At 70.3% G+C, this 23860-nt stretch carries 17 protein-coding genes and 1 tRNA gene; 12 read left to right on the top strand and 6 right to left on the bottom strand.

What is annotated here, in order from left to right:
- Positions 1 to 31: 31 nt before the first annotated feature.
- From ACLBX9_RS07260 to chpT, 4 genes are all read right to left on the bottom strand, one after another.
- Positions 32 to 424, bottom strand: a complete 393-nt coding sequence (locus tag ACLBX9_RS07260) for a response regulator (protein ID WP_010684773.1) — start codon at positions 422 to 424, stop codon at positions 32 to 34.
- A 10-nt stretch (positions 425 to 434) separates the two neighbouring features.
- On the bottom strand, positions 435 to 938 hold the full coding sequence (locus ACLBX9_RS07255; protein WP_010684772.1) for a chemotaxis protein CheW: 504 nt from the start codon (positions 936 to 938) through the stop codon (positions 435 to 437).
- A gap of 58 nt (positions 939 to 996) precedes the next feature.
- Positions 997 to 3729: a hybrid sensor histidine kinase/response regulator gene (locus ACLBX9_RS07250; RefSeq protein WP_010684771.1), complete on the bottom strand. Its 2733-nt coding sequence runs from the start codon at positions 3727 to 3729 to the stop codon at positions 997 to 999.
- A 103-nt stretch (positions 3730 to 3832) separates the two neighbouring features.
- Positions 3833 to 4558: a histidine phosphotransferase ChpT gene (gene chpT / locus ACLBX9_RS07245; RefSeq protein WP_447718449.1), complete on the bottom strand. Its 726-nt coding sequence runs from the start codon at positions 4556 to 4558 to the stop codon at positions 3833 to 3835.
- 411 nt (positions 4559 to 4969) lie between these two features.
- Between chpT and ACLBX9_RS07240 the strand changes: the two genes are divergently transcribed.
- Positions 4970 to 7897, top strand: a complete 2928-nt coding sequence (locus ACLBX9_RS07240) for a bifunctional [glutamine synthetase] adenylyltransferase/[glutamine synthetase]-adenylyl-L-tyrosine phosphorylase (RefSeq protein ID WP_447718448.1) — start codon at positions 4970 to 4972, stop codon at positions 7895 to 7897.
- 121 nt (positions 7898 to 8018) lie between these two features.
- A complete protein-coding gene (locus tag ACLBX9_RS07235; RefSeq protein WP_447718447.1) occupies positions 8019 to 8885 on the top strand; it encodes a 3'(2'),5'-bisphosphate nucleotidase CysQ family protein in 867 nt (288 codons plus the stop codon).
- Here ACLBX9_RS07235 and ACLBX9_RS07230 read toward each other — a convergent pair.
- Positions 8866 to 9342 (bottom strand): YHS domain-containing (seleno)protein, encoded by a 477-nt coding sequence (locus tag ACLBX9_RS07230; protein WP_447718446.1) that lies wholly within the window; start codon positions 9340 to 9342, stop codon positions 8866 to 8868. The two genes, ACLBX9_RS07235 and ACLBX9_RS07230, sit on opposite strands and share 20 nt — an antisense overlap.
- A gap of 242 nt (positions 9343 to 9584) precedes the next feature.
- On the opposite strand from ACLBX9_RS07230, the gene ACLBX9_RS07225 reads away from it, so the two are divergent.
- The 7 genes from ACLBX9_RS07225 to ACLBX9_RS07195 all read left to right on the top strand — a co-directional run bounded on the left by ACLBX9_RS07225 (position 9585) and on the right by ACLBX9_RS07195 (position 14348).
- Positions 9585 to 10205: a DUF1134 domain-containing protein gene (locus ACLBX9_RS07225; protein ID WP_447718445.1), complete on the top strand. Its 621-nt coding sequence runs from the start codon at positions 9585 to 9587 to the stop codon at positions 10203 to 10205.
- 109 nt (positions 10206 to 10314) lie between these two features.
- On the top strand, positions 10315 to 11061 hold the full coding sequence (locus tag ACLBX9_RS07220; protein ID WP_447718444.1) for a hypothetical protein: 747 nt from the start codon (positions 10315 to 10317) through the stop codon (positions 11059 to 11061).
- Positions 11062 to 11205: 144 nt separating this feature from the next.
- Positions 11206 to 11508 carry a 3',5'-cyclic-nucleotide phosphodiesterase gene (locus ACLBX9_RS07215; protein WP_447718443.1) on the top strand — a complete coding sequence of 101 codons (303 nt, stop codon included), beginning with the start codon at positions 11206 to 11208 and terminating at the stop codon, positions 11506 to 11508.
- Between the two features lie 114 nt (positions 11509 to 11622).
- On the top strand, positions 11623 to 11973 hold the full coding sequence (gene lptM / locus ACLBX9_RS07210; protein WP_010684763.1) for an LPS translocon maturation chaperone LptM: 351 nt from the start codon (positions 11623 to 11625) through the stop codon (positions 11971 to 11973).
- Positions 11974 to 12106: 133 nt separating this feature from the next.
- Positions 12107 to 13375, top strand: coding sequence for a diaminopimelate decarboxylase (lysA, locus tag ACLBX9_RS07205; protein WP_447718442.1), 1269 nt, complete (start codon positions 12107 to 12109; stop codon positions 13373 to 13375).
- Between the two features lie 44 nt (positions 13376 to 13419).
- Positions 13420 to 14244, top strand: coding sequence for a glycosyltransferase family 2 protein (locus ACLBX9_RS07200; protein ID WP_447718441.1), 825 nt, complete (start codon positions 13420 to 13422; stop codon positions 14242 to 14244).
- Between the two features lie 12 nt (positions 14245 to 14256).
- Positions 14257 to 14348, top strand: a tRNA-Ser gene (locus ACLBX9_RS07195).
- 259 nt (positions 14349 to 14607) lie between these two features.
- On the opposite strand, the gene ACLBX9_RS07190 is transcribed toward ACLBX9_RS07195, so the two are convergent.
- The gene (locus ACLBX9_RS07190; RefSeq protein WP_447718440.1) at positions 14608 to 14904 is read right to left on the bottom strand and encodes a hypothetical protein; all 297 of its coding nucleotides are present in this window, start codon (positions 14902 to 14904) and stop codon (positions 14608 to 14610) included.
- Between the two features lie 450 nt (positions 14905 to 15354).
- Between ACLBX9_RS07190 and ACLBX9_RS07185 the strand changes: the two genes are divergently transcribed.
- The 3 genes from ACLBX9_RS07185 to ACLBX9_RS07175 are packed head-to-tail and all read left to right on the top strand — an operon-like array spanning position 15355 to position 23785.
- The gene (locus ACLBX9_RS07185; protein ID WP_447718439.1) at positions 15355 to 17043 is read left to right on the top strand and encodes a hypothetical protein; all 1689 of its coding nucleotides are present in this window, start codon (positions 15355 to 15357) and stop codon (positions 17041 to 17043) included.
- Positions 17040 to 18587, top strand: coding sequence for a hypothetical protein (locus ACLBX9_RS07180; protein ID WP_447718438.1), 1548 nt, complete (start codon positions 17040 to 17042; stop codon positions 18585 to 18587). Before ACLBX9_RS07185 ends, ACLBX9_RS07180 begins: the two co-directional genes overlap by 4 nt.
- Positions 18584 to 23785 (top strand): FtsK/SpoIIIE domain-containing protein, encoded by a 5202-nt coding sequence (locus ACLBX9_RS07175; RefSeq protein ID WP_447718437.1) that lies wholly within the window; start codon positions 18584 to 18586, stop codon positions 23783 to 23785. Before ACLBX9_RS07180 ends, ACLBX9_RS07175 begins: the two co-directional genes overlap by 4 nt.
- The last annotated feature ends 75 nt before the right edge of the window (positions 23786 to 23860 follow it).

The raw sequence follows: 23860 nt of genomic DNA, 5'->3' as shown, positions 1-23860 counted from the left end.
TCGCGGGTGCAGGGGTGTCGGAGCGAAGGTGTCAGGCCGCGTCGGCGACGAGGCCGACCTGCTCGAGCTTGGCCGTCAGGATGTCGCGGTCGAAGGGCTTCATGATGTACTCGTCCGCCCCCGCCCGGAGCGCCCGGGCGATCGCGCCGATATCGTTCTCGGTGGTGCAGAACAGGACCTTCGGCGCGTCGCCTCCCTCGCTGCGGCGCAGGGCCTGGAGGAACGCGTAGCCGTCCATGTTCGGCATGTTCCAGTCGAGCAGGATCGCGTCCGGCATGCTGGCCGCGCAGGCTTCGAGGGCGGCGCTGCCGTCCTCGGCCTCGCTGACGTTCATGCCGAGATCCTCGATGATCCGCCGGGCGACCTTCCGGATCACCGCGGAATCGTCCACCACGAGGCAGGTTGTCTGGTGCGGCGCCTTCATTGCCCTCTCCTCAAGCCGCCTTGGCGCCGGCGGTCGTGAAGCCGAGGAGCGCGTCCACGTCGAGGATCACCAGGAGCCGACCGTCGAGGCGGTGGACACAGGTGGCGAGGTCGCGGAAGCGCGAGTCCAGGTTGATCGGCACAGCCTCGCGGCTGTCGGCGCCGAGCTTGAGCACCTCGCCGACGCCGTCGACCACCAGCGCGAAGGTCTCGCCGGCCTGTTCCAGGCCGATCGCCATCTGGGGGTTGGCCTTGGTCCCGTCCGCCGCGGCCTCGGCGTCGGGCATGCCCAGGCGTCGGCGCAGACTCATGGCCGTCACCACGCGGCCGCGCAGGTTCAGGAGGCCGACGATCTCGGACGGCGCCAGCGGGACCGGCGTCACGCCCGAGGGGACGAACACGTCGTGGACCCGCTCGATCGCCAGCCCGAACAGGGTCTCGCCGACATAGACCGTCACGAAGTCGTCGGTGGCGCCCGTCTCGGCGGCGGTGGCGTTGGCGTTGGCAGCCTGCATCGGAACTCTCCGGATTCGATCGTCGGTCTCGACCGACTTGGTGCGTGCGGCGCGGCGATCAGGCGGCTTCCGACACCGCCGCGGCGCCGATCTCGGCGAGCGCCGCGATCAGGCCCGCCCGGTCGAACTTCGCCACGAGGTCGGTGATCGCGAGCGCCCGGGCGCGCTCCACCGCGTCGGCGCCGATCGCCCCGGTGAGGCCGACCACCGGAAGTCCCGCGAGCCGCGGCTCGGCCCGGCGCATGGCGGCAACGAGGTCGAAGCCGCTGCGGCCCGGCATCTCCAGGTCGGTGACCACCGCCTCGATCTTGGGATCGGCCTGGAGGGTCGCCAGCGCCGCGTCCGCGCTCGCCGCCGTGACCACCTGGTAGCCCGCCGCCTTCAGCACCGGGCTCAGCATGTCGCGGAAGAAGGCCGAGTCGTCGACCAGCAGGATCGTGGAGACCTGCTCGGGCCGCTTCAGGCCGCGCGCCCAGTCGTCGTAGGCCAGCGGCAGGAAGTGGGCGATGTTGATGATGTCGGTCGCCCGGCCCCGCAGCACCGCCGAGCCGATCAGGTCCGAGCGGTCGGCCGCGATCTCGATGTCGAGCCGCTCCTCCACGATGTCGACGATCTCGTCCACTACGAGGCCCATGGCCCGCTCGCCGTCCGAGAACACCACGAGGGCCTGGGTCCCTTCCGACTTGATGGTGATCGCGGCATCCGCCGGGACCAGGGGCATCAGGCGCCCGCGATACTGGATCAGCGCGCGGCCGCCGAGCCACTCGACCTTGGCGCACTCGATCTCCTCGAGGCGGGTCACCAGCGACAGCGGCACCGCCTTGAAACTGCCCTGGCCGCCCTTGAACACCAGCAGCGTGGTCTTGGTGTCGGCGACCTCCAGGGCCGCCTCGGCGTCGGCATCCCCGTGGCTGTTGCTGCCCTGGACGCCCTGCGCCACCTGGCGGGCCACGCCGTTCGGATCGACGATCAGCACCACGGCGCCGTCGCCCAGAATCGTGTTGCCGGCAAACATCGGGATGTGCCGCAGCTTCACCGACATCGGCTTCACGACGATCTCCTCCGTGTGGAAGACCTCGTCGACGAGGATCCCGAAGCGCTCGCGCCCGACCTGCGCCACCACCACGAACCCAGCCTGCTCCGTCTCGGCGCCGGCCGCGGCCTGTCCGAGCAGGCCGGTCAGCGAGACGATCGGCAGCAGCCGCTCGCGCAGCCGCAGCACCGGCGCGCCGTTGATGCGCTCGACTCTCTGCGCCCCGGCATCGACCCGCACCAGTTCCAGCACCGCCACCTGCGGCAGGGCGAAACGGTGCTCGCCGGCCCGCACGATCAGGGCGGCCACGATGGCCAGCGTCAGGGGGATCTTGATGGTGAAGGTGGTGCCGCGGCCCGCCGTGGTGGCGATGTCGATCAGGCCGCCGATGGTCTCGATGTTGGTCTTGACCACGTCCATGCCGACGCCGCGGCCCGAGACCGAGGTCACCGCCGCCGCCGTCGAGAACCCGGCGTGGAAGATGAACTTGGCGACCTGGGCGTCGGTCATCCGGTCGATGTCGGCCTGGGCGGCGAGCCCGCGCTCCACCGCCTTCTTGCGGATCGCCGCGAGGTTCAGGCCCTTGCCGTCGTCGGCGATCTCGATCGTAATCGTGCCGCCCTCGTGGTAGGCGGCGAGCCGGATCGTGCCGCGGGCGGGCTTGCCCGCTGCAACGCGCTCCGCAGTCGATTCGAGGCCGTGATCCGCCGAGTTGCGGACCATGTGGGTTAGCGGGTCCTTGATGACCTCGAGGACCTGACGGTCGAGTTCGGTCTCGGCGCCGACCATCACGAGGTCGATCTGCTTGCCGAGTTCGGCAGAGAGGTCGCGCACCACCCGCGGCAGCTTCTGCCACGCGTTGCCGATCGGCTGCATGCGCGTCTTCATCACGCCTTCCTGCAGCTCGGCCGTCACGTGCGACAGGCGCTGCAGCGGGACCTTGTAGCTCGAATCCTCGTGCCGCCGGGCGATCTCCAGGAGCTGGTTGCGGGTCAGCACTAGCTCCGAGACCATGGTCATCAGGTGCTCGAGCGTGTCGACATTCACCCGGATCGTCTGGTTCTTGGCGGCAGCGGTCGTCTCGCCCTCGGCGGCCTCGGCCCGGGCCGGCTCGGTCCGCTCGGCCTCGGCCGGCTCGGCCCGTGCCGGCACAGCTGCCGGGGCCGCGCTGACGGCCGGGGAAGCGGCCGCGGCGACCGAAGCGGGCACGGGCGGCGGCGCGGGCGGCGGCGCGGCGAAATCCGATTCGTCCGGTCCCGGAGCCGCCAGGAATGCGGCCTCCAAGTCCTCTAGGGACACCTCGCCGGGCTTCAACTCGCGGGCCACGGGCTCGGGCAGAACCGGCTCCGGCGGCGGTGGCGGGGCGGCCTGCTCGGGCTCGCCGGTGCCCGCGGCCATGCGCTCCAGGGCCGAGATCAGGTCGTCGTCCGACCCGGCTGGCTCCGTGCCGGTGGCTTCCAGGTCGGCCAGGATGGCCTTGAGCCGGTCCAGCGTCAGGAGAATCAGCGTGACCGAAGCCGACGTGGCGGGCAGACCGTCACGGAACCGGCCCATCAAGGTTTCGGCAGCGTGCGCCAAGGCTTCGAGGCGCGGAAGGCCGAGAAATCCGCAGGTTCCCTTGATCGTGTGGACGAGACGAAAGATGTTCCGAAGAATTGTCTCGTTATTCGGATCCTGCTCGAACCGAACTAGTTCTGCGTCGACCGTATCGAGATGCTCCCCGCTCTCGGTCAGAAACTCGCGAAGCAGGTCGTCCATAAGCGCTACTCGTTACGCGGAGAAGGTCTCGCGCAACCTACTTACTCGCGCGGGGTTAGGGAAGCGTTTCCGTTCCGACCCCGCGCCGCTGTTTTGAAGAATCTTACGCGAGCGCCGTGTCCGAAGCTTCTCCATCACCCGCATCATGTGTCGCGATCACTGTGGGCGTCGCGCTGATCGTCACTTCATCATCCTGGATTGCGAACCGAACATCCATGGCAGCGGCCCGGGCCACGAGGCCGGCGTAGAACGGCAGGATGCCGTGGGCGTCGACGGTGCCGCTCTCGGGCCTGCCGGCCATCAGCTCCTCCACGTGCGGGGGGATGCGGGCATGCGAGCCCTTCGCCTTGAGCACGAGGCTGGGCGCCTCGCCGTCGCCCGACACCACGACGTCGATCACCCCGCCGCGCGGGATCGCCGAGGTCGCGATCATCACGAGGTTCAGGAGCAGCTTGACCTTGTTCTTGGGAAACAGGGCCTGCGGCGCGCTCCAGGTCAGCTTGGTCTTGTCGTCGGCGAACATGCCCTTGGCGACGCCCTCGGCGTCGGCGAGGTCGATCGAGGCGCCGGCCGAGCCCGCCGCCCCGAAGGCGATCCGGGCGAATTTCAGCCGCGCCGAGGCCTGCCGGGCGCTCTTGCCGATGAGTTCCAGCGCGAAGGTGCGCATCGATTCGTCCTGGTCGTCCTCCAGGACTTCGAGCCCGTTCACGATCGCGCCGACGGGGCTGATCACGTCGTGGCAGACCCGGGAGCAGAGCAGGGCGGCGAGGTCGAGGCCGTCGAGGTCCAGGATGGGCGAGGTCGGGGAGGACGAGTTCGGGGAGGACATGGTGCGCTCCGGGCGGGCGGATCTGGAAGTCGGACGTCTGCGGGCCGGGATCCCGAACGGGCATGCCGGTTCTGGGCCGCCCGATGCGGCGGATCGAATCGCCCGAAGGGATCCCGCACGGCCTGCAGGTCGGACCGGGGGCGACGACCGGTCCGCACGGATAGACGCCACGTTCGGCTTTGAAAAGCGTTACCGGGCGGCACCGAGGGCCGGCGGCACCGTCGATTCGGGCCTGCGCCGCCAACCGTGATCGCGGCGCCGGACCGGCGGCCTACGCCCGCGGCGGCGTGAGCCAGGCCTGGCCGCCCCAGCCCGCCGCGCACCGGGGAGGCGGCGCACCGGGGGGTTGGACCGGCGGCGCGATCGTGCCCATGTGCGTGCGCCCTGCCCTCTGACGCGGAGGTTCGCCCGATGCAGCCCGCCCCGACCCTGCGCGAGAGCCTGAGCCCCCGCCTGAGGCTCGCCGACCCGGACGCCGCGCGGGCCCGGCTCGCCGAGATCGAGGGCGCCTTCCCGCCGGGTTTCCTGACCCCCGCCTGCCGCGACCTGCTGCTCGGCCTCGCCGACCATTCGCCGTTCCTCTGGCAGGCCGCCACGCGCGCGCCGGACCAACTCGTCGCCCTGCTAAACCAGCCGCCGGTCGCCGCCAGCCGGGACATCATCGCCCGGCAACGGGCGGTCGGGGGGGCCTGCGGGGCGAATCCCGATCTCGCCGAGGTCGGCCGCCGGCTGCGGCGCAACCGGCAGGCGCACGCGCTGCTGGTCGCGCTCGCCGATCTCGGCGGTTGCTGGGATCTCGACGCGGTGGTCCAGGCCCTGTCGGCCTTCGCCGACGCCTCGGTGAGCGCCGCCACCGAGGCGCTGCTCCGGCAGGGGATGGCGGCCGGGCGCTTCACGGCGGCGGACCCGGACAGGCCGCAGGACGGGTCCGGCCTGATCGTCCTCGGGCTCGGCAAGCTCGGCGGCTGCGAGCTGAACTATTCGAGCGACATCGACCTCGTCGTCTTCTACGAGGCCGAGCCCGCCGCGGCGGCGACGGGCGGGGATCCGAAGGCGTTCTACGTCAAGCTCGCGCAGGGGCTGGTGAAGCTCCTGGCCGACCGGACTGCGGACGGCTACGTCCACCGCATCGATTACCGGCTGCGGCCGGACCCGGGCTCCACCGCGGTGGCGCTCTCCACCGGCTTCGCCTTCGACTACTACCAGACGCTGGGCCAGAACTGGGAGCGCGCCGCCTTCATCAAGGCCCGGCCCATCGCCGGCGACATCCCGGCCGGCGAGGCGTTCCTCGCCGAACTCGCGCCGTTCATCTGGCGGCGGCACTTCGACTTCCCGGCCATCGCCGAGATCCACGCCCTGAAGCGGCAGATCCACATGGTCCGCGGCCACGAGACCATCGCGGTGGCCGGCCACGACATCAAGATCGGCCGTGGCGGCATCCGGGAGATCGAGTTCTTCGTTCAGACGCAGCAGCTCGTCTTCGGCGGCCGCAAGCCAGCCCTGCGGGGCCGGCGCACCGTCGCGATGCTGGGCTGCCTCGTCGCCGAGGGCTGGATCGACGGGCAGGCCCGGGACGAGTTGCGCGCGGCCTACGACTTCCTGCGCACCCTGGAGCACCGGGTCCAGATGGTCCGGGACGAGCAGACCCAGCGCCTGCCCACCGGCACCGAGGCGCTGACCGGGCTGGCGCTATTCTCGGGGTTTCCCGATCTGGAGGCCTTCGAGACGGCCCTGCTGCACCATTGCGGCCGGGTGCAGGCGCATTACGCCCTGCTGTTCGAATCCGCGGAGCCCGAGGACGACACCCTCGTCTTCGGCGAGACCGAGCCCGACCCCGCAACCCTGGCAAGGCTCGGCGCCTTCGGGTTCCGCGACCCGGCGCTCGCCTGGGAGACCGTGCAGGGCTGGCATCTCGGGCGCCGCCCGGCCCTGCGGGCCGGCCGCGCGCGCGAGATCCTGGCCGAGACGCTCCCGGGCCTCCTGCGGGCGCTCGGCGGCACGGCCGACCCGGACGCGGCGCTGCTAGCCCTCGACCGGGCCTTCGCGCGGATGCCCGCGGTGACCGAACTCCTCGCCATCCTGCGCTCGCACGAGCGCCTGCGGCTCCTGTTCGCCGACATCCTCGGGACCGCGCCGCGCCTCGCCGACACGGTGGGCCTGAGCCCGCACGTCCTCGACACCGTCCTCGACGCGGACTTCGTGACGCCGGCCACCGATCCCGACACGGTGCGCGCCCAGTACCGCGCCCTGGTGGGAGAGCCGGCGAGCCACGAGGAGTTCCTCGACCGCTGCCGGGACGCCACGCGGCAGATGACCTTCGTTACGGGGGCGCGCCTCCTGTCGGGCATCCTCACGCCGCGCCAGGCCGGCGAGGCCTACACGGCGGTCGCCGAGGCGACGGTGGCGCTGAGCCTAGAGGCGGAGGAGCGCCGCTTCCGGCTGGACCACGGCGCCGTGCCGAAGGGGCGATGCTGCGTCCTCGCCCTCGGCCGGCTCGGATCGCGGCAGCTCAGCGCCGAATCCGACCTCGACCTCGTGTTCCTGTACGATTTCGACCCCGAGGACCGCACCAGCGACGGACGGCGGCCCCTCGACGCCGTGGTGGCCTACAACCGGCTGGCGCAGCGCCTGTTCGCGGCGCTGACCACCGCGACGCGGCGCGGGCGGCTCTATGCGGTCGACCTGCGGCTGCGGCCCTACGGAAGCCACAGCCCGCCCGCCGTCCAGCTCAGCGGCTTCGCAGCCTATCACGGAGGTGAAGCGGAACTCTGGGAGCACATGGCGCTCGCCCGGGCGCGCGTCGTGGCCGGCGACGCGACCCTGGGCGAAGCGGTCACGGCCGAGATCGCCGGGATCCTCGGGCGTCCGCGCGACCCGGCCGCGGTCTGCGCCGAGGCGGGGGCGATGCGCGCGCTCGTCGCCCGCGAGCGCGGCCATGGCGGCTCCTACGACCTGAAGCTCGCGCCGGGGGCGCTGTTCGACCTCGACTTCCTGGCCCAGGCCATCGTGCTGAGCCATGCCGGTGAATGGCCGGGCTGCATCGGCCTCGGCGCCGAGGTCGTCTTCCGCGAGGCCGGGGCACGCGGTCTCCTGCCGGACGGCGCCGCGGCGCCCCTCGCCGAGACCTACGGGTTCCTCGACGCGGTCTATCAGTGGCAGCGGCTGGTGATGGCCGATCCCACCGCGGAACCGTCCGAAACCGCGGCCCGGCAGATCGCCAAGGCCGTGAGCCTGCCGGACGCACGCAGCCTCGCGGCGGAACTGCGCCGCCACCGGCGCCGGAGCCAGGCCCTGCTGGCGCGGATCCGCAGGACGGTGCGATCGCATTCTGAATCCTAGAAGTGCGGGTCCAGAACCCGCCGGGCTCGGTGCGTCGACCGAGCAGCCCGTCCCGACCGGTATCGAAACCCGTCGACATCGCCTCCGCGCTCGGGCATTCAGAGCGGTCTTGGGAGGAACCATGACGGGCGCGACGACGATCTCGGGGCCTGAGCGCGAGCGGATCGCCGCGGTGCTCGCCGAGATCGCCTGCGCGGCGGGCGAGATCCTGCGCCGCTATCACCGGGGCCCCTGCCCGCACGCCCTGAAGCCGGACGGCTCTCCGTCGAGCGCCGCCGACGTCGAGGCCGAGGACCTGATCGTCGCCGCCCTGACGGAGCGGTTTCCCGGCATCGCCGTGGTCGCCGAGGAGCGCGCCCAGGACGCCACGGCGCGCCCCGGGGACACCTTCTTCCTGGTCGATCCCCTGGACGGCACCCGCGACTTCCTGGCCGGAACGCCGGATTACTCGGTCAACATCGCCCTGGTGGCCGGCGCGCGCCCCGTGGCGGCGGCGCTGGCCGCCCCCGGCCTCGGCCGGGTCTGGTGGGCGGGTCCGGCGACGGTCGAGGCCGCGGTGATCGCGGGCCGGCCGGGCACCGGCCGGCCGGTGCACGCGCGCGCCGTTTCGGAAACCGGTCTCGTCGCCCTGGGCAGCCGGCGGCACGGCGATGCCGAGACCGCCACCTGCCTCGCCGCCCTCCCCGTCCTGGAGACGCGCCAGGTCGGTTCCGCCCTCAAGTTCGGCCTGATCGCGGCCGGCGAGGCGGACATCTACGTGCGCTGCGGCCCCACCATGGAGTGGGACACGGCGGCGGGCGACCACATCGTGGCGGCGGCCGGGGGCTGCGTGGTGGTGCCGGGCGGTGGCCCGATCCGCTACGGCGAGAACGGGCCCGACCACCGCAACGGCCCCTTCGCGGCGCTGGGGGATCCGGCACTGGCGTCCCGGCTCGCCCTCCCGTCGTGCGGAAGCCGGTCGGCACAGCTCAGCGCAGGGCATCCGTGACCGGGACATCCTGCAGGCCCCGCAGGCCGGGCCAGGCCGCCTCCGCCTGCTCGGCCAGGCCCGGATCCGCCAGGAACCGCGCCCGGCGCCCAGCATCCCGGAACAGGTAGAGGCGCGCACCGATCACCGCGAAGACCAGGGGATCCGCGTCCACGAGCCGCCCGTCCAGGATGCCGGCGGCGTCGTAGCCGCCGAGGCGCGGCGCGTAGGCCCGCGGATCGTCCCGGAAGGCCTCGCGGTTGGCGCCGTTGGCGAAGCGCCAGACCTGCCCGCCCCAGGACAGTTCGAACCGCGCCGAGCCCGCCGCAGGTCCGCCCTCCAGAAAGTAGCTGACGGGGTCGAAGCCGTTGAGCGTCAGGAGCGCGATCCGCGTCCCGGTCGGCTCGGCCCGGATCGGCAAGGCCGTTCCGAGTCCGGCGGCAAGGGCACCAGCGCAGGCAAGCGTGCCAGCAAGCATGCAGGCTCGCCGCGGCCCGCTTGGCCGGCCGGGTGCGGGGTCGGGACGCGTTAACCACATCTTGCGAATTCCCTCAGAAGCTGGTCCGACTCATTCGCCCGGGCCTCGCTGGACGCGGGCCCGAATGGATGACGGCGCCCAGGCCGCTCCGGGCCGCGGGTGCGACCGCTGCCGACCGACGGGGCGGGAGCGGCACAGGTCCATCGCACGAACCGTTAATCGAACCGGGCGAGGAGACAACGATGACGGCACGAGACGATCGCAGCACCCACCGCCGCCACCTGCTGCGCGCGGGCCTCGCCCTGGCGCTCGGCTCTCCCCTCGCCGGCCTCGGCGCCGCGGGCGCGGCGCTGGCACGCGGCGAGGATCTCGACACGCCCGAGACCTTCCGCCCCGGTGAGATCGTCGAATCGGGCCACCGCTTCTTCGGCTCGGTGTCCCGCGGCCTCGCGCTCACCGTCGAGGAGGCGGGCCGGCGCTGGGGCGAGCCGAACGGCTACATCCTCGGCCAGGAGGGCGGCGGCGCGGTGGTGGCCGGCGTCCGTTACGGCGAGGGCACGCTCTACACGCGCAATGCCGGCCAGCGGCGTATCTACTGGCAGGGCCCCTCCCTCGGCTTCGACGTCGGCGGCGACGGGGCGCGCACCATGATGCTGGTCTACAACCTGCCGAACGTCCGGGAGCTGTACCGTCGCTTCGCCGGCGTCGACGGTTCGGCCTATCTGGTGGGCGGCTTCGGCATGACCGCGGTGGTGAACGACCGGATCATCGTAGTGCCGATCCGCAGCGGCGTCGGCGCGCGGCTGGGCATCAATGTCGGGTATCTCAAGTTCACCCGGGAGCCGACTTGGAACCCGTTCTGATTGTCCGGCGGGTTTCGATTTCACCCTCGCGGCCGACCTGGGCTAGAGTGGTGGCGGGCCGGGCCTTCCGGCCGGATGCGCGGGCTGTTCCCTCGTGATCGAAACGGTGATGATCTTCGCGCTGGGCTTCCTGGCGGCGAGCCTGTGCGGCTTGCTGCTGCTGCCGGCCCTCAACGCGCGCGCCACACGCCTGGAGCGGCGGCGGGCCGAGGCGCGCCTGCCCCTGTCGCCGGCTGAGATCGCCGCCGAGCGCGACTTCCTGCGGGCGCAGTTCGCCGTCCAGCAGCGCCGACTGGAGCGTCGTGTCGAGACCGCAGAGGCCAAGCGGCAAGCCGACATGGCGGCGATCGGTGCCGGGACGATGCGCGTCGCCGCCCTCACCCGCGACGTCGCGGCCCGCGACTCCGACATCGCCCTGGCCCAGGCCAAGTCCCGGGAACTCGAGACCGAACTCGCCGTCGCCCGTGAGGACGGGACGGCGAGCCTCGCCACCCTCCAGGCCCTCGAAGAGGCGCACGCGGACCTGCTCGACAGCCTCCTGGCGATGCGTCGGGGGGTGCATGCCCCGGCCGCCGGTGCGGAGGCCGGTGCGGACGCCTTGGCCCTGGCGGCCGAGCGCGACGACCTGCGCGCCAGCCTGAAGGCAGCGGAGGAAGCCCTGGCCCTGACCTTGGCGGACCGGCAGGCGGATAGGCAGGCGGATCGGACTGAGGAGCGGTCCGCGGGCCATCACGCCGGCATCGAGCGGGAGAACGCGGATCTGCGGCGGCGAATCGCGGAAGTCGCCGACGCGCTCACGAGCCCCGGCCGGATGCCGCGGGCCGCCTACCCGGTTCCGCAACCCGAGCGCGTCTGACCGCTTCCGCATCCGGGATCGAGCCCATTCGGGACGGTCCGGTACGGTGGCGCGCGACGACGGCCTTGTTTCGACCACGCAAAGGCATCATCGCAGCCCGGACTTGCCCCCATGTTTCACCTTCGACAAACGGTACGGATACCCATGCGCCTGAAGCCGATCGTCCTCGCCATCGCGGCGGCCTTCGCCCTGACGCTGCCGGTGGCGGCACAGCAGTCGAAGCGGGGGAACGAGACCCTCAAGAAGTACTGCACCGGCGATTACCTGACCTACTGCGGCAACCTGGCTCCCGACGATCCGGCCACAGATGCGTGCTTCCAGAAGAACTGGAAGAAGCTTAGCGAGAATTGCCGCCGCGCCATCGACGCCTACGAGGCCGAGCAGGAGCAGAGCGCGCCGCCCAAGGGTCGGCAGGGGTCGCAGGGCGGCAAGGAACGCCGGGGCTGAGGGTCGTGGCCGCCCTGTGGCGGCTGCGCGCTCGCGCCGGGGCGTGGCAACGGCTAAGGTAGCGCTTCCGCCGGCCCTCGCGGGCCGGCGCCGAGCCCGCCGGACCCTCGCGCGATGTTGTCGACCCCTGCCCTGAAACGTCTGGCCGTGTCCGGCCTCGTCGCCCTCGCGGTCTCCGCCTGCGGGCGGCGCGGAGCCCTCGAACCGCCCCAGACATCCGCTCCCGCCAAAGCCGCCGCGCAGGCGGGCACGGACACGGTGAGCGGCCGCAGGACGCTGCCGGTCTCGGTGGGTCTCGGCGGCGGCGCGCCCGAGCCGGACCCGGCCGCGGTCCGCGCGGGCGACGAGCTGTCCGTGGCGGCCGTGCCGCCGGGCGGCACCGACGCGCCGGTGGAGACCAGCCGCGGGGCACGCCGCCGCTACCGCGTCCCGAAGGAGCCTTTCATTCTGGACCCGCTGCTGTAGAGGGCGGGGGCCGGAGCGCCGCTCCGCGCCGTCGTGCCGTGCCGCCGGGAACCCGGAACGCGCGTCGGCCCGCGGCCGGATGTTTCACGGGAAACAGCCCAGCGCCCCGGCGCCAGACGAGAACACGGCCGAGATGCACCACTTCCAGTACCGCGACGGGCACCTGCACGCCGAGGATGTCGCCCTGACGAACCTCGCCGCGGAGGTCGGCACCCCGTTCTACTGCTACAGCACCGCCACCCTGGAGCGGCACTACCGCGTCTTCGCGGAGGCCTTCGCGGGCGACGATGCGCTGGTCTGCTTCGCCATGAAGGCGAACTCGAACCAGGCTGTCCTGCGTACCCTCGCGGGCCAGGGCGCCGGCATGGACATCGTCTCGGGAGGCGAACTGCACCGGGCCCTGGCGGCCGGGGTCGATCCCGGCAAGATCGTCTTCTCGGGCGTCGGCAAGACCCGCGCCGAGATGGAGGCGGCGCTCACTGCCGGCATCTTCTGCTTCAATGTCGAGAGCGAGCCGGAGCTGGCACAACTCTCCGAGGTCGCCGTGGGCCTCGGCCTCAAGGCACCGGTCTCGATCCGGGTGAATCCGGATGTGGATGCCGGCACGCACGCCAAGATCTCCACCGGCAAGTACGAGAACAAGTTCGGCATCCCGATCACCCGGGCCCCGGCGGTCTACGCCGCGGCCGCGTCGCTGCCGGGCCTCGCGGTGCACGGCGTCGACATGCATATCGGCAGCCAGATCACCGACCTCGCTCCCTTCGCCGACGCGGCGCACTTGCTCGCCGACCTTGCCCGGCAGCTGATGGCCGCTGGCCATCCCCTGCGCCACATCGATTTCGGCGGCGGCCTCGGGATCCCCTACCGCGACGACAACGCCCCGCCGCCGGATCCGGCCGCCCTGGCGGCGACCCTGCGGCCCCACTTCGCGCCGCTGGGTTTGCGGCCGGTCTTCGAGATCGGCCGGATGATCGCCGGCAACGCCGGGATCCTGGTGACCCAGGTGCTGTACGTGAAGCACAGCGAGGGGCGCACGTTCGTGATCGTCGACGCGGCGATGAACGACCTGATTCGCCCGACCCTGTACGAGGCCTATCACGGGCTGCGCCCGGTCATCGAACCCGGCCCGGAAACCGCGCATCACGTGGTCGACGTGGTCGGCCCGGTCTGCGAGAGCGGCGACTATCTCGCGCTGAACCGCGAGATGCCCGCCGTGAAGGCCGGTGACCTGATCGCCGTGATGAGCGCTGGCGCCTACGGGGCGGTCCAGTCCGGCACCTACAACACCCGGCCGCTCGTGCCGGAGGTCCTGGTCCGGGGAGACCGTGCCGCGATCGTGCGGCCGCGCGTCGACGTCGCGGCCCTCGTCGCCCTCGACCGCCTGCCGGACTGGCTGGAGTGAGGGGGGCTCGGACGGGCGGCGGGTTCGCCGGACCCGCCTCCGCGATGTCGGCGGGTCCGGCCAGTCCCCTACCCGTGTCGGTGTTCATCATCGCCCACAACGAGGTGGATCGGCTCGGCGCGACGATCCAGGCGGTGCGCGACCTGACCGACGACCTCGTGGTGATCGATTCCGGTTCCACGGACGGGACGCAGGCGCTCGCGGCCTCGCTCGGCGCGCGGGTGATCCACAATCCCTGGCCGGGCTACGGCCCGCAGAAGCGGTTTGCCGAGGATCAGTGCCGGCATACCTGGCTCCTGAACCTCGACGCCGACGAGGTGGTGCCGGAGACGCTCGCCCGGGAAATCCGTACCCTGTTCGTCTCGGGCGAGCCGCGGCGGCCGGCCTGGCGGGTCGGGATCGCCGAGATCTTCCCGGGTGAGGGCCGCCCGCACCCGCTCGCCTACACGCTGACCCCGGTGCGGCTCTATCGGAAGGATCGGGGCCGCTACTCCGCCTCTCCAGTCCACGACCGCGTCGCCCTGGAGCCCGGCGTGACGCCGGGGCGGCTCAAGGGCGTGATCCACCATTTCTCGGTGCGCTCGCTGGGCGACCAGCTGGACAAGCTCAACCGCTACTCGGACCAGCAGGCGGACGATCTCGAGGCGCGGGGCGTCGTGATCCCGGACTGGCGCGTCTTCGTCGAGTTACCGGGCAACTTCCTCAAGGCCTATCTCGGCCGCCGCCATTTCGTGCGCGGCACTTACGGCTTTCTGACGGCGATGAACTACGCGATCTCGCGTCACCTGCGCGTCGCCAAGCACGTGGAACGCCGCCGCCTCGCCGCCGCCCGCCGGGATCGGGTTGACCCGCCCGATCCGACCTTCTAGAGCCAGAGCGCCGGAGACGTGGCCGAGCGGCTGAAGGCACTCGTTTGCTAAATGAGCATACCCAGAAATGGGTATCGAGGGTTCGAATCCCTCCGTCTCCGCCACCTATGCGCGACCCTTGCTAAGTCGTTGTAATTTAGCGAAGTGCAGGATCATCTACACCGCCGTTTGATCCGATTTGTAACCGCCGCCCTTGAGTTCGTTTGTAACCGTCGGAGTGGTCATCCACAGGATCGACGGTCCGTTCTCTCAGAGGGCAGCCGTTATGATCGTCCCGCGGGGCGATCACAGCCATGGATGGTGGTGCCTCGGTGACGAGTCGAACATCACTCTCTGGATTTTCAGTCCAGCGCTTTCACCGGTTCAGCTGCTGGGGCTTGGGAAAGATTTTCCCACCGCGCCGAGGGTTCGCAAAGGGCGGCGGCTTGGGCCGCGATCTCGCTGGAAGCGGGCCAGCGACCGCACCGCCTCGGCTTCATCAATCGGCGGGCACGGCGGCTCCCGGTCGTGGGCGGCGCGCCACTCCATCAGTAGGATCTCGACGTAGTGGTCGACCAGTTCCTCGCGGAGCTCGGGGTTGTAACGGACCAGGCGAACGAGCGGGTCGATGCGGCCTGCCTCCTCGGCGCGGTCAAGCTCGCAGATGATGTCATCTTTCAAGATGAAGTTCCTCCGCACGTTTTTGCCTGCGCCGTGGGTCGGTCTCGGCCAAATGCGATGGAATCAGGGACGCTGCTGCTGTTTGCTTGCGCTCCGCCCGAAAGTATCTCGGCCGAGTTGAGCGCCCTGCTTGGAGGGACCGGCGGGCATTCGGGAGCGTGGAGACGGCCAAGATAGGGGCGGAGCGCAGCTGGCTCTCTCTGTCGCGGGCCTAAACCTCCGGCTGGAAGAACGCGCCTTGGCGAAAGGTCAGAATGCGTTATCCTCGACCGAGAGGCCGTTAATCGCGATCAGGTAGAGTGGATGACCGGAGGCGAGCGTTGGATCCGGTTTCTCCGGCAGTACGGCCCTATACCCCGCAACGACAACATGTTCGACGAGCACATCCGCCGCTCGTCACGGCGCCTAGGCATTCGGCCGCCGGCGTTTCCTCATCCCCTCGAACGGGCGGTGCTCGACACCGTCCGCGACGCGGGTAAGGAAGGCGGGCTGATCGTCCTCACCGGGACGGCGGGCGACGGCAAGACGCATCTTTGCGGAAAGCTCTGGGAAGCGTTCGGCGGCGACCCCGCGGCCTGGGCTTCCGACGAGACGTTCCATGAGACCTCGGCGACAGTCGGAGGGCTTGTCGTAAACGTGTCGGTCATCCGTGACCTGACCGCGCTCGCCTCCGGCGGCGTCGGTGGTTACGCGTCCAAGCGCGACCTCTTGCTGGAGGCCAGCCGCGCGGCGCTCGGCGAAGGCGGGGGCGGCTGGTTCGTCCTGGCCGCCAACGACGGGCAGCTCGTCGAGTCGTGGCGCCGGCTGAGCGACGACCCGGCGGGGCTGCGCGTGCATCAGCTGATCGAGGCGCGACTGGTCGGCGAGCCCGATCCGGAAGACGCGCCCGCCCTGCGCTTCTTCAACCTCAGCGACACGCCTTGCCCGGAGATCCTCGACCTCGCGCTGGACGCAATCGTCTTGCACGAGGGCTGGGCGGCGTGCCAGGAGGAAGCCGTTCCCGACGGCTTCTTCGGCCCCAGATGCCCGATCCGCCGCAACTACGAGCTCCTGCGGACCGAGCAGGTCCGTTCGCGGCTGCGCGCGCTGTTCGAGCTTTGCGAGTACGCCGAGCTCCACACCCCGATCAGGCGCGTCCTGATGCTGCTCGCGAACGCGATCCTGGGTCACCCGCTCGCCCGGGACCGCCTGCTCCAGGCGGCGGACGTGCGCGAGGTGGTCGCGGCGGGTACGGAGGGACAGGCAAGCCTATACGCAAACCTTTTCGGCTCCAACCTCGGCGCGACCAAGCGCCAAGGTCTTGAGATCTTCGACTACCTCGCGCGTTTCGGCATCGGGCAGGAGACGACGAACAGGATCGACAACATCATCGTGTTCGGGAGCGAGGACGACGTCCTGCGTCCATACCACGACGTCCTCCTGGCCGCCGACGACCTCTACGGAGCGACCGACCGGTTCCGCGCCGCACAACGCGAGTACCTGGAAGAACCCTCTGAGGGCGAGGGCGGCGAGTTTCTGGAGATGCTGGCCGACCAGAGGCGCGCCCTCTTCTTCAAGATTCCGGACGAGCAAGCGGACGACCTTTCGCTCTGGAACCTCACCGTCTTCACCCGCGCGGGCGAGTACCTCAGGGACGTCGCTGCGGTGGCCAAGGCGGGGGGACGCGTCCAGCGCCGCATCGTCGCCAAGCTGGCTAATGGGCTCAACCGCGTCTTCACTGGGTTGCTGGTCTCAACCGACCGGGAGCTGCTCCTCGCCAGCAATCTCGCGACGTCGGGGGGCGGCACAAGCCAGCTCCTGGAGGACCGCATCTCCGTCGCGCCGCGCCGGCGCGAGCGGGTGGACGTCGGTTTCGCTGGAGGCCTCCCGACCCTGGAGGTGCACTTCGACCAGGAGGTCAGCCGATCCCTCGCGCTGAACCTGACCCGCTACGAGTTCCTCGTGCGGGTCGGCGAGGGCGCCCTGCCAGGCAACTTCTCGCGGGAGTGCCTTGAGGACATCCTGGCGTTCAAGAGCTCGCTCCTTTCAGCCATGCAAGCCTCGCGCCCGACCGAACAGGCCGACGGCATAACGTTCCGCCTGCTCAGCCTGGACCATACCGGCAATCCCCGGGACGAGGTGATCGAGGTGCCGGCATGAGCGTCGCTCCCGCCGTCGCGGCACCGCCGCCTCCCGCACAGGACCACCCCGACAACAAGCTCTGGATAGACGAGCAGATCTGGGGCCACCGGCTCTGGGACTCTCAGAGCCCGTGGCTGATCCTAATGGAGTTCCTCGTCGTCGCCGAGGCCCAGCACCGGGCCGGGGCCCTCCTGGCGGACGGCAGCCCGTACCGCCTCCAGTATCGTCCGCGTAAGCGCATGTACCTGCGCAACATCCTGTACAACAACGAGAGCCTCGTCAGGATCGCCGAACGATACGCTGACGACGGCACCGCCTGGGCGAAGTGGCTGGAGTGGATGGGCGAGAACGCTCAGGCGGTACCCTCGCGGGACTTCTCGTACCTCCGCGCCCGTTTCCCGTCATTCCGCGAGTTCGTGGCGCTGGTCGGGATGCTGCGCTCGTCAACCATCGAGGCCGGCTCCAACAAGCGCTGGAGCTCGCGCTTCGTGTTCCCGTTCGGGCCGCACGCGCTATACGAGGACCTCAACGTCGCGTCCGGCAACGCGAGCCGCGAATACATCTACTTCGGGCTCCCGGGCGAATTGCTCTACCAGATGCTCGCTCGCTCGGATCGCGCAGGCGAGCTCGCGACGCATTTCGGGCGGGCCTTCGAGGGCGGCGATCCGTCGGACCGCCTGCTCGGCAAGATGCAGCCAGACATCCCCGAGGATGTCCACGTGCGCGGGAACAGCTATCTCCCATTCGAGCGCCACCCGTGTTTCGATGCGCTCGCCGAGGATTGGGCCGCCATCCTTGGCCAGGGCTTGCCGCGCTTCGACGCCTACCCCCACCTCGCCACGCTGGGGGCCCTGCACATCCTGCTCTATCAGCTACGCGTCGCCGCGGAGGTGCTCGGCGAGGACCGTCCGTCGCTGGTCTGCGAGGTGGTCGCACCCCGCAAGACCCTGGTGCGCGAGCTCTCGGTGGCCAGCTACGCCCGCAACGATGGGCTTCCCGCGCGTGCGGTCGAACGCTACGTCGCATCGATCGGCGAGAGCGGGGAATGGCTTCGCGCCGCCGTCGAGCCCGACGGCTTCGCGCTCTGCAAGGCGCTGATGAGCGGCCGCGTTCGCTGGCCGCAGAAACCCGATGACTACGTCGGTCCCCCAGAGCCGGAACGCCTGCTCGCCGACCTACGGCGCACCGCGCTAGCGCGGCATCGGCAGCACGTTGCCCAGGTCCACCGCAGCTACGGGGCGGGCGTGGGGCTCGTCTCGCGCCGCGGAACGAACCGCTTCCGCTACGCTCCGACGGACGCGTTCCTGAAGGCTGTCATCCTCGCGAACGTCGAGGTGCGTATGGAATTCTCGGCGTTCCTCGCCCTCCTGCACGAGCGCTACGGACTCGTTTTCGGCGACCGTGAGGCCGCTGCAGTCCTGGAGGCCGGGGACGTCGACTTCAAGGCGTTCCAGGCAAACGCGGACCGCCTTGAGAGGCGGTTGAAGGCGCTGGGTCTCCTGCGGCGGCTGTCCGACGCCTGCGCCTATGTCGAAAATCCCTTCCGCAGGGCTGCCCGATGACCGTCCTAGAACTGCTGGGGCGCCTCGCCGTCCTGTACCTGCGCGAGCAGCTGCCGACCGAGATGGACACCGAGGCGGGGACTGCGCGGTACGCCCTCGACTGCCTCGGCGCCCAGATCACCGCGGCCATCGGTCTCGCGGTGCTCGCCGATCCGTTTCTCTCTCCCCGGATCGAGGTGAAGCTGCCCGGGAAGCTCGTCGGAGGCTCGCAGCTGCCGCCGGATGCACTCACCGACCTCCCAGCGACGCACTTCCGGAACGCAACCTGCACGAAGTCGGCCTTCCTCCTCGCGAACGTCGGCGACGAGGAGCAGCAATCCTTGCAGGAAGCGGCAAGGGTGGGGTCAGCGGAGCTCCTGGACCGACCGGACCTCTGGGTGCGCGCCGCCGCGGACGACCTCGCCCTGTCCGAGGCGGACGCGCGCTGGTGGGAGAAGGCCCTGGCTGGCTTGCGTGACCTTCGGGTGGCGTCCCTAGAGCGCTTCGCCGGCTACGTGCTGCGGACCCGGGCGGCCGTCGAGGTCGAGGGATTGCCGCTCGTCCACGCGCTCGGCGCGGCAATGCCGGCGCTACGGCTTCCCCGCGACCAGTGCTACTTCCTCGCGGTCAAGGAAGGCGTCCGCGGCCGGGCCTCCGCCTGGAAGGCGCAGTTCTCCTCCGCCCGGACCCGGCGCGAGGGGCTGCTCGTCAAGCAGACGAGCGCGCAGCTCGCGCTCGGCGAGGACGAGCTCAGGAAGGCGTTCGACCGGGTGCGGGACGTCATTCCCGCTGTCCATCACGGGGCCGTGGAGACGTTCATCGCCGCCCCAGCCGGCTGGAATGAGGCCGCGGCCGCGCTCGCCGAATGCGAGTGGGAGGACGTCAAGCCGCTGTTCGACGGGCTCCAGCGCGAGAAGTTCAACCTCGGCCGCCGCACCCTGGAGTTCTACGAGGAGGGCGAGCCGGGCGTGCTGTCGGAGGATGACAGGCAGTACCTGGAGCGGCTCTCCTCGCGCCGCACGACCGAGGCGTCCCCGGACGACATAACGTTCTACGAGAGCCGCCGGACCGAGTTTAAGGAAGACCGCAAGCTCAAGTCCGCTTGGGACCGCTTCGTCTACGGCCGGCCCTTCGAATGCGCCGATTTCCTCGTGGGGCTGGCCTCCTCGCTCGAACCTTTGATCAATCGCTCCCCGCCGGGCACCGGACGCCGGCTGCGGGTCCGCTGCGATCGGGCGACCAAGCGCGAGCTGAGGGACCTGAACGTCGAGGCCGGCACCTACTTCGCGCTTCGCTACGCGGGCCTCCGCGCTCTTCTGGGCGAACGGGTGACGTGGGACGTCGGCCAGCTCTTCGAGTTCCCGAACCTGCTGGCCGAATGGCGTGCCGCGGGTTCGTCAAACCTGAACCGTTCGCAGTCCAAGGCGGCGCTCCAGCTTCGGTTCAACCTTGAACTGGAAACGGACCTCGGCTCAGGCGGAACGGACACGCATTCGGCCCAGCTCGTCTGGGTGTACGAGTCGGACGCGGTCGTGAGCCAATTCGCGTCCGATTGGGAACGGCTGGAGGCGCGCCCCCTCACCACCTGCCGCGCGAGCCGAGAACAGTCGGGCGCGCGAGCCCGAGCCTCCACTATCGACCTATCCGACGTGCGCACCCTCGTGCCGGCTTTCGACCGCGACCGCGGCTCGTTCATCCCGGTCTACAAGCGCGAGCGGGACCTCGGCGCGACCTGGCGCACGAACCTCGCGGCGAGGCGGGCGGAGGGCAAGCTGACCGAGGCGGATTCGGCCGCGATGCTGCAGGCTTTTGAGGCTTTCGAGACCGCCTACGGTTCCGCCATACGGGATTTCCGAACCGCAGGGGCCGGGTCAGCCGGCAATCTCGCCCAGGCGCGGGCCTACGCGGACCTGCTCCAGGAGGTCGTCGACCGCGCGCCGGGCGACAGGAACCGCGAAGGGCTGCTGAGACCCCTCCTCCAGATCGGCACGGCCGTTGTCGACGGCGGTTCGCCGGCTTCAGTCGTGCTTCCTTGGCACCCCCTGCGCCTGGCCGCCGCGTGGCGAAAGGCTCAGCTCATAGGAGGTCTGGTCCGCCGGCTCGTCGAACCCGGCGAGCTCCTCTTTGGCGACACGCGCCTGTTCTTCAAGGACGTGAGGCGCGACCTGGGGCATCCATTCTACCCGGAGGTCGTCCTGGGTTGGTCGGGCGACCAACCCGCCGTGCTCGCCGCGACTGACTTCGTCCAGGAATACAGCCTGCACGAGTCGCCGGTCGCGGGCCCGGACGTCGACACCAACGAGAGCCCGGCCGACGGGGCCGCGACCGTGATCGACCTGGTCCGACGCTACCTGGCGCTTCATCCCCACGAGCGCGCCAACATGGCGGTCGTCCTGTTCAACTGCGACTCGGCCCGTCTCCCGCAGGCCGTGATCGACCGCCTCGGATCGATGGACGAGGACGGTGAGGACACGCGTTGCCAACTGCTGCTGCGCCACGTCGATCCAGTCCGTCTTCGCGACCTGTACCGCTCCCTCCAGGAGAGCACGACCACGGAGGCCGCCACGGCGGGGGCCAGCGAGGCGGCACAGGACTTCATGTCCCGGCTCCGCATCTCCGTCGCCGCCGACGAGGCGCCCCCGCCCGACCCACGGGACGGGCGTCCGTACGACATCGTCTTCTCGCAAGACGTGGTCTCCCGCCACGCCAGGCTTGAGTGGCTGCCCGTCGACGGCACGCCCGCCGCGACCGAGGTCCTGCTGCCCTCGCGATGGTCCCGACGCCGACCGGCGGCCGACGACGACCTCAAGTCCGCCAGCTATCTCTGCTGCCCGGTGCAGGGCGAGGAGGGATGGGCCTACCTCGACGCCGTCGCCCGCATGACGCTTGGGGACGCAGCGGTCGACGGAAGGCGGCTGGTGCCCGCGCGGCAACTCGACTTCCGCGACGAGCGCACGGCGCGCATTTTCGAGGAGACCCACAACCTCGCGAACTGGGTCGCCAACTACGACGAGCTCTTGGACCGGAGGCAGCTGCTGAACCAGCGAGTCCGCATCATCCGGTTCCGGCAGACGGACACGTACGGGCGGAACCTCGTCGTGTCGTCGAGTGCCTCGCTCGCCCTTCTGCGCTCGATGGTCGGCGCGAGGCTTCGGGCTCTAAACCTCGACCTCGACGACTCGGCGCGCGCGAAGCTGGTCGACAGGATGATCGACGACGCCAACGAGGTGTCCGGCGACATCGTCCTGCGCGCGGCGCGCCGGGGGCGCAGCGCGAGCGAACTGATCGGCCTCGTCCTGAGCCGCTACCTCGTGAGGAAGGAACTAGGCGACCGGATGGTCGGCTGGTACTTCCTCGACGACTACGCGGCATGGCTCGGACAACGCGAGGAACATCTCGCCGACTTGCTCGCGCTTGCGCCGCGAGTCACGGAGGGAGGCTACCGGCTCGACCTGATCGTGTCCGAGGCGAAGTACGTCCACGCCGACGCGACTGCGAAGGCCCGGCGCGACTCGCAGAAGCAGCTACGAGAAACCCTCCTCCGGATGACGGAAGCGCTGCACGCCTCGCCCGCGCGAATGGACAGAGATGCTTGGCTCGGCCGCCTGGCGGACCTATTGATCGACGGCATCCGCGTGCCCGCGGCGAGCGGTATCGACCTGGCCTCGATCGCCCGGGCGGTCCGAGAAGGCCGATGCGAGATCGCCGTGAGGGGCTACTCGCACGTGTTCGTTCCGGACCCGGCGGACGGCCCGGACTTATCCGCTGCCGTCGAGGTGCCGGGTCTGAGCTCATCGTACCAGGAGACCTACGGCCGGGCCCGGGTACGCGAGCTGGTGGCGAGCTACGGCCTCGACCGCGACCCCTCTGACATACGGCGTGCGATCGGGATGGAGGATGGCGCCGGCTCGACGACCTATACGCCAGACGCTGGTGCCAGTCCGGTTGCATGGCCAAGTCCGGAGGACACGACGGACCCCATCGATCCTAGTGCCGTGCAGGCCCAAGCCGGCGCGAAGCCAGTCCACTCTGCGGCACCGAAAGACCGGTCGGCCGCGAACGGGACATGGGCCGACCCAGAGGTCGCCAGCCTCCTCGCCGAGCCAGAAGCAGGCGCGTCCTCGGAAGAGGACGAGCGCTGGCTCAAAGAAGTGTCGATCGCGACACGCAGCGCACTCCAGCAGCTCAGGTTCCAGGCGAAGTCGGTGTCGTCCACGCTCACGCCGAACAGCGCCCTCCTCAAGTTCGCCGGGACCTCATCCCTGACGGTCGAGCAGGTCGTCCGGCGCCGCTCGGAACTACTGACGACCTACGGCCTGAACGTCGTCTCCGTGCGCGCGGAGCCCGGAGCCGTGGCGCTCGCGGTCGAGCGGCCCCGCCGGCAACAGGTGGGGATTCGAGCCCTTTGGTCGCGCTGGCAGCCACCGACTGGAAGTTGGGGAAACCAGGATCTTCTAGTTGGCGTGCGCGAGGACGACAACGAGCTCCTGGTGCTGTCACCAGGACGTGCTCATGCGCCGCACACGCTCATCGCCGGCAGCACGGGCAGCGGAAAGTCGGTACTCATGCAAAACCTGATCCTCGGGATCGCGGCCACGAATACGCCGGAGCAAGCGCGAATCGTACTCATCGATCCGAAGCAAGGGGTGGACTACTTCGCATTCGACAACCTCCCGCATCTCGACGGAGGCGTAATCGATGACCAGGACGCGGCGTGCGGACGGCTGCAGGCGCTCGTCGCCGAGATGGACGCCCGCTACGCGCGCTTCAAGGCGGCACGGGTGAACAATCTCGCCGCCTACAACGCCAAGGTCGCGTCGACCGAACGGCTCCCCGTGATCTGGCTCATCCACGACGAGTTCGCGGAATGGATGCTGGTCGAAGACTACAAGCGGGAAGTCTCGTCCTCGGTCGGACGGTTGGGGGTGAAGGCGAGGGCCGCCGGCATCCACCTGATCTTCGCGGCACAGAGGCCGGACGCGAACGTCATGCCGATGCAGTTGCGCGCCAACCTAGGGAACCGGCTGATCCTGCGCGTGGACTCGGAAGGGACCTCAGAAATCGCGCTCGGCGAGAAGGGGGCCGAGCGCCTCCTCGGAAAGGGGCACGTGCTGGCCAAGCTGGAGGGGGAACGTGACCTTTGCTACGCGCAGGTGCCGTTCGTGGATGACGCCTTCCTCTCCGGCCTGGTCGCGACGAGAGCCAACCGTGCGGCCTGACCCCGTAATGGCTGGCGGCCCTGCCGCTTGGCTGGCAGCCCGCATAATGGCTCCAACCGACCGTCCGGGCCAAGC

The organism is Methylobacterium sp. A49B (assembly GCF_053346215.1).
The sequence above is the reverse complement of the archived record's forward strand: the minus strand, read 5'-3'. Positions and strand labels throughout refer to the sequence as shown.

Bases quoted from the DNA above. Each gene is read 5' to 3' on its own strand.
- ACLBX9_RS07220 (WP_447718444.1), top strand. From the start codon at position 10,315: ATGATCTTCGCGCTGGGCTTCCTGGCGGCGAGCCTGTGCGGCTTGCTG.
- ACLBX9_RS07240 (WP_447718448.1), top strand. From the start codon at position 4,970: ATGCAGCCCGCCCCGACCCTGCGCGAGAGCCTGAGCCCCCGCCTGAGG.
- ACLBX9_RS07260 (WP_010684773.1), bottom strand. From the start codon at position 424: ATGAAGGCGCCGCACCAGACAACCTGCCTCGTGGTGGACGATTCCGCG.
- ACLBX9_RS07215 (WP_447718443.1), top strand. From the start codon at position 11,206: ATGCGCCTGAAGCCGATCGTCCTCGCCATCGCGGCGGCCTTCGCCCTG.
- ACLBX9_RS07180 (WP_447718438.1), top strand. From the start codon at position 17,040: ATGAGCGTCGCTCCCGCCGTCGCGGCACCGCCGCCTCCCGCACAGGAC.
- ACLBX9_RS07255 (WP_010684772.1), bottom strand. From the start codon at position 938: ATGCAGGCTGCCAACGCCAACGCCACCGCCGCCGAGACGGGCGCCACC.
- ACLBX9_RS07230 (WP_447718446.1), bottom strand. From the start codon at position 9,342: ATGCTTGCTGGCACGCTTGCCTGCGCTGGTGCCCTTGCCGCCGGACTC.
- chpT (WP_447718449.1), bottom strand. From the start codon at position 4,558: ATGTCCTCCCCGAACTCGTCCTCCCCGACCTCGCCCATCCTGGACCTC.
- ACLBX9_RS07235 (WP_447718447.1), top strand. From the start codon at position 8,019: ATGACGGGCGCGACGACGATCTCGGGGCCTGAGCGCGAGCGGATCGCC.
- ACLBX9_RS07200 (WP_447718441.1), top strand. From the start codon at position 13,420: ATGTCGGCGGGTCCGGCCAGTCCCCTACCCGTGTCGGTGTTCATCATC.
- lysA (WP_447718442.1), top strand. From the start codon at position 12,107: ATGCACCACTTCCAGTACCGCGACGGGCACCTGCACGCCGAGGATGTC.
- lptM (WP_010684763.1), top strand. From the start codon at position 11,623: ATGTTGTCGACCCCTGCCCTGAAACGTCTGGCCGTGTCCGGCCTCGTC.
- ACLBX9_RS07250 (WP_010684771.1), bottom strand. From the start codon at position 3,729: ATGGACGACCTGCTTCGCGAGTTTCTGACCGAGAGCGGGGAGCATCTC.
- ACLBX9_RS07225 (WP_447718445.1), top strand. From the start codon at position 9,585: ATGACGGCACGAGACGATCGCAGCACCCACCGCCGCCACCTGCTGCGC.
- ACLBX9_RS07175 (WP_447718437.1), top strand. From the start codon at position 18,584: ATGACCGTCCTAGAACTGCTGGGGCGCCTCGCCGTCCTGTACCTGCGC.